General features: G+C 62.7%; 5 protein-coding genes. 3 read left to right on the top strand and 2 right to left on the bottom strand.

All coding sequences use genetic code 11. The annotated features are described in order from the left end of the window. The 3 genes from HX846_RS08715 to HX846_RS08705 form a co-directional block, all read left to right on the top strand. On the top strand, positions 1–870 hold an 870-nt coding region (locus HX846_RS08715), incomplete at its 5' end, for a putative 2-dehydropantoate 2-reductase (protein ID WP_178965268.1). Between the two features lie 46 nt (positions 871–916). Next, positions 917–2,953, top strand: a complete 2,037-nt coding sequence (locus tag HX846_RS08710) for an ATP-binding protein (RefSeq protein ID WP_003209782.1) — start codon at positions 917–919, stop codon at positions 2,951–2,953. A gap of 2 nt (positions 2,954–2,955) precedes the next feature. Next, entirely contained in the window at positions 2,956–3,534 is a 579-nt protein-coding gene (locus HX846_RS08705; protein WP_178965267.1) for a cob(I)yrinic acid a,c-diamide adenosyltransferase, read from the top strand. Positions 3,535–3,682: 148 nt separating this feature from the next. Here HX846_RS08705 and HX846_RS08700 read toward each other — a convergent pair whose 3' ends face one another. Both HX846_RS08700 and argJ read right to left on the bottom strand, forming a co-directional pair. Next, complete coding sequence (locus HX846_RS08700) at positions 3,683–4,627, bottom strand: Nudix family hydrolase (RefSeq protein WP_178965266.1); 945 nt, start codon at positions 4,625–4,627, stop codon at positions 3,683–3,685. A gap of 41 nt (positions 4,628–4,668) precedes the next feature. Next, positions 4,669–5,609, bottom strand: a 941-nt coding sequence (argJ, locus tag HX846_RS08695; protein ID WP_178965265.1) for a bifunctional glutamate N-acetyltransferase/amino-acid acetyltransferase ArgJ, incomplete at its 5' end; no start/stop codon positions are given.

The following is a 5,609-nucleotide window of genomic DNA, read 5'->3' as shown; positions in this document are numbered from 1 at the left end:
TGGGCCGCCCGCCTGGCCCGCGCCGGGCTGCCCGTGCGCCTGATCCTGCGGGATCACAGGCGGTTGGCGAGTTATCAGACGGCCAATGGCCTGACCCTGGTCGAGCAAGGCGTGGCTCACACCTACCCGGTCGTCGGCGAAACCTCCGACAGCCCTGGGCAAATTCATCGCCTGCTGGTGGCATGCAAGGCTTACGACGCCCAGGAAGCCGTCGCACAGCTGGAACATCGACTGGTGCCAGACGCCGAACTGATCCTGCTGCAAAACGGGCTGGGCAGCCAGGACGCAGTCGCCGCCCAACTGCCCCAGGCACGCTGCATCTTCGCCTCCAGCACCGAAGGCGCGTTTCGCGAGAGTGACTGGCGAGTAGTGTTTGCCGGCCATGGCTACACCTGGCTGGGGGATGCTCGGCACCCTACTCCGCCGCTGTGGCTGGATGACCTGCAAGCCGCCGGCATTCCCCATGAGTGGAGCACCGACATCCTCACCCGCCTGTGGCGCAAACTGGCCCTGAACTGCGCCATCAACCCGCTGACCGTGCTTTACCAATGTCGCAATGGCGAGCTGCAAGCCCATCAGTGCGAAGTGGCCACCCTGTGCGCCGAACTCGCCGACCTGCTGGAATGCTGCGGCCAACCCGCTGCCGCAGAGGATTTGCACAGCGAAGTGGAACGGGTAATCCAGGCCACTGCGGCCAATTACTCCTCGATGTACCAGGACGTGGCCAGTGCCCGACGCACCGAAATCAGCTATTTGCTGGGCTACGCCTGCCAGGCGGCCGCCCGCCACCAACTGAGCTTGCCGCACCTGCAACAACTCCAGGCGCGCCTGGTACGGCAACTGTCTGCACGCGGATTGCCCAGCGACTGAAGCACGCGCTACCCTGCCTGCTTGTTCCTTTGCAGCGAAAACCTTGATGCCACTGCGCCAGCGCCTCGAAAATCTACCGGTTGGGCAGAAACTGCTGGCGGCCCTGCTGGTTTTGTTGACCACCGTCTTGCTGGTGGCCAACCTGACCTTTATCAGCGCCGCCTACTGGATCTCCCAGGAAAGCATGGCACCCCAGGCCTTGCAGGCCATCGGTCGGCTGGTGTCCAACCCGTCGCTCGCCGCCGAGTCCCTGGACTCACCGCTCAAGGCGCAAACCCTGCTGGATGAACTGACCAGCTACTCGCCATTGCGGGCCGCGGCCTTATACGACGGAGATGGCACGCGCCTGGCCCAGCTGCAACATGCCAATCGCCTGCACCTGCCAGATAATTTCCGGGACATTGAAACCTGGCGTACCACCGAATTTCGCAGCAACCAGGTGATCACCCTGCCCCGTGCCGGCAAACCGTCCGGGCACTTGCTGCTGGTGGCCAGCAGCGAACTGCCGGTGGCTTTCTATACCGGTACCTTCACCGCCAGCCTGGGTATCCTGATCTTCAGCGTGCTGCTGTGGCTGGTGATCGCCCGGCAGATCAAGCGCCTGATTACCCGGCCGATCCATGAACTGGAAGAATTGTCGCGCCAGGTCACCCGGGAAGAGAACTACGCCCTGCGCGCCGGGCGCGGCAATCATGATGAAATCGGCAGCCTCGCCGAAGCTTTCAACACCATGCTTTCGCGCATTGAAGCCCGTGAGCAGCAACTCAAGCGCGCGCGAGACGATTCCCAGGCCGCCTACGATCAAGCCCAGGGCCTGGCGGAAGAAACCCGCCACACCAACCGCAAGCTGGAACTGGAAGTCCAGGTGCGCAGCAAGATCGAGAAAAAGCTCACCGGCTTCCAGAACTACCTCAACAGCATCATCGACTCGATGCCCTCGGCGCTGATCGCCCTCGACGAACAACTCTACGTCACCCAGTGGAACCAGGAAGCCAGCGCACTTTCCGGGACCCGCCTGGACGAGGCGCTGAACCAGCCGATCTTCCTCGCCTTCCAGCCGCTCAAGCCGTTCCTGCCGCAGATCAAGGCCACGGTAGAGCAACACACCGTAGAGCGGATCGAGCGCGTTACCTGGGTCAAGGATGACGAACCCAAGCACTACGCCCTGACCTTCTACCCGTTGATGGGCGGTGCCGGGCGCGGCGTGGTGATCCGGATCGACGACATCACCCAGCGCTTGTCCCTGGAAGAAATGATGGTGCAGTCAGAGAAAATGCTCTCGGTCGGTGGCCTGGCCGCCGGCATGGCGCACGAAATCAACAACCCGCTGGGAGCGATCCTGCATAACGTGCAGAACATTCGCCGCCGGTTGTCCAACGAACTGCCGAAAAACCTCGAGCACGCCGAACAGGCGGGCATCGACCTGGACTCGGTCAACCGCTACCTGCAAAGCCGCGAAGTGCCACAGTTGCTCGACGGCATCCAGCAGGCTGGCGCCCGGGCGGCGAAAATCGTCACCCACATGCTCAGCTTCAGCCGCCGCAGCAACCGGCAGATGGCGCCGTGCGACTTGCCGGCCTTGATCGACCAGGCCGTGGAAATTGCCGGCAACGACTTCGACCTCACCGTCGGCTTCGACTTCAAGGGCCAGGCGATCATCCGCCAGTTCGACCCGCAACTGGGCCCGGTACCCGGCACCGCCAACGAACTGGAGCAAGTACTGCTCAACCTGCTGAAAAACGCCGCCCAGGCGATTCATCAGCGCGAAGACGGCAGCGAGCCCGGCCGGATCATCCTGCGCACCCGGCTCAACCCGCCGTGGGCAGAAATCCAGGTGGAAGACAACGGCATCGGTATGAGCGAGAACGTGCGCAAACGCACGTTTGAGCCGTTCTTCACCACCAAGGAAATCGGCCAGGGCACCGGGCTTGGGTTGTCGGTTTCGTATTTCATCATCACCAACAATCACAAGGGGCAGATGGAAGTGCATTCGACCCTTGGCCAGGGTACCTGCTTCACCTTGCGCCTGCCCCTGGCGGGCAGCCAATTGCCACCCAACGAACTCACTCAACTGGAGCGCTAACCATGGGCTTTCGCCTGTCGAAAATTTACACCCGTACCGGCGACAAGGGCGAAACCGGCCTGGGCGACGGTCGCCGCGTGCCCAAGGACCATCCACGGGTGGAGGCGATTGGCGAGGTGGATGCGCTGAACAGCCAGTTGGGTTTGTTGCTGGCGGGATTGGAGGAACAAATCGGGCAGCATCCAGCGTTGAAGGATGTGATCGAGGTGCTGACACCTTGCCAGCATCGTCTGTTTGACCTGGGCGGCGAATTGGCGATGCCGGTGTACAAGGCGCTGAACGCGGCGGAAGTCGACCGCCTTGAGGCGGCGATCGATCGCTGGAATGAAGAGGTCGGGCCGCTGGAGAACTTCATTCTGCCGGGTGGTTCGGCGTTGATTGCCCAGGCCCATGTATGCCGAAGCCTGGCTCGCAGTGCGGAGCGCCGGTGTCAGCACCTGAATGCAGAGGAACCGCTGGAAGGCGTCGGGTTGGCGTACATCAACCGGCTGTCGGACTTGCTCTTTGTGGCAGCCAGGGTGATTGCCAAGCGCCAGGGCGTTGCAGAGATCTTGTGGCAGGCGGCGGCAAAGCCGCACTGACGCTTACTGACCGATTGCAACCTGTGGCGAGGGAGCTTGCTCCCGCTGGGCTGCGTAGCAGACCCAAAATATTGGGAGCGCTGCGCACTCCAGCGGGAGCAAGCTCCCTCGCCACAACAGCTCCCCTGGCCACTCGCCAGGGTTATGCCTAAACCTCAGGCCAGAACGCCCGAATCCCCGCCACACCTTGAGCACCAGCCTCCCAGGCCTTTTCCCGCTCAGCAGGACCCACCCCACCGAGCAAGAACACCGGCTTGCTGAACTCACTGATCAACTGCTGTGCCTGCTCCCAGCCCAACGGCTCGGCATCAGGATGAGTCTGGGTCGGCTGCACCGGCGACAAGGTGACGAAATCCACGTCCATCAACTCCGCCAAGGCTAATTCCTCAGCATTGTGGCAAGACGCCGCCAACCAGCGATCCTTCGGCAAAGGACGTCCCTTGCTGGCGTACTTGCGCAGTTGCGCCGAGGTCATATGCCAGCCGGCCGCGGGAAAATCCCCCAGCCATTCAAACGGCCCCTTGAGCATCAGTTGCGCCTTGCCCGCACACAGGCCCACGGCGTCCACCGCCAGGTCACGGTACTTGGGGTCGTAACCGTTGGGGGCACGCAGCTGAACCAGCTTGATGCCACCAGCGATGGCTTTTTGAATACCGCGCAGCAGGACGGGTGTCTCCAGCTCGCCCGGAGTGATCAAGTAGTCAGCCGGCAAACGCGCCGCCGCAACGATCGGCGCATTGGCTGCCGGAAACTCATAGTTCGGCAGGTCCCGCTGGGCCACCCACTCAAGGGGTTGGCCTTCGGCACCGTGGGGCTCGCCGGTAAAGGCCGAGACTTCCCAGACATCCAGCAACACCTGTTTGTCCGGGTAATCATGCTGCACCTTGATCAACGGGCGAGCCGCCGTGACCTGGATGCCCAGCTCCTCCTGCAATTCACGGGACAGCGCGGTAGCGACCGACTCATCGGCCTCCACCTTGCCACCGGGAAACTCCCAGAGGCCGCCCTGATGCTGGGTATCGGCGCGGCGCGCCAGCAGAATCCTGCCGTCGACACCCCGGATGACCGCTGCTGCTACATGAACTCGTTTCACCGCACTATTTCCTCTGAATCGGTTTGAAGACCTGCCTGGTATCAGGTGCGGTATTCCGCGTTGATCTTCACGTACTCGTGGGACAGGTCGGTGGTCCAGATGGTTTCGCTGCACTCACCGCGACCCAATTCGATACGGATGGTGATTTCTTCCTGCTGCATCACCGCCGAACCCTGGGCTTCGGTGTACGTCTCGGCCCGGGCGCCACGGCTGGCGATGCACACTTCGCCGAGGAACACGTCGATCTTGCTCACGTCCAGGTTCGGCACGCCGGCACGGCCCACAGCGGCCAGGATACGGCCCCAGTTCGGGTCGGAGGCAAACAGTGCGGTCTTGATCAGCGGCGAGTGAGCCACGGTGTAACCGACATCCAGGCATTCCTGGTGGTTACCGCCGCCGTTGACTTCAACCGTCACAAACTTGGTGGCGCCTTCGCCGTCGCGCACGATGGCCTGGGCCACGTCCATGCACACTTCGAACACCGCCTGCTTCAACGCGGCGAAATACGCGCCGTTGGACGAGGTGATTTCCGGCAGGTCAGCCTGGCCGGTGGCGATCAACATGCAGCAATCGTTGGTCGAGGTGTCGCCGTCGATGGTGATGCGGTTGAAGGACTTGTTGGCGCCGTCGAGCATCAGGTTTTGCAGCACGTCACGGGAGACTTTGGCGTCGGTGGCGATATAGCCCAGCATGGTCGCCATGTTCGGGCGAATCATGCCGGCGCCTTTGCTGATGCCCGTGACGGTAACGGTCACGCCTTCGTGCACAAACTGACGGCTGGCGCCTTTTGGCAGGGTGTCGGTGGTCATGATCCCGGTAGCCGCAGCCGCCCAGTTATCCACCGACAGGTCATCCAGCGCTGCTTGCAGCGCGCCTTCGATTTTCTCTACCGGCAGCGGCTCACCGATCACGCCGGTGGAGTACGGCAGCACCTGGCTGGCCTCCACGCCGGTCAGCTCCGCCAGCTTGGCGCAGGTGCGGG

It is taken from the genome of Pseudomonas sp. K5002 (genome assembly GCF_013386655.1).
Lineage (GTDB): Bacteria > Pseudomonadota > Gammaproteobacteria > Pseudomonadales > Pseudomonadaceae > Aquipseudomonas.
This window is presented reverse-complemented; position numbering and strand designations above follow the sequence as displayed.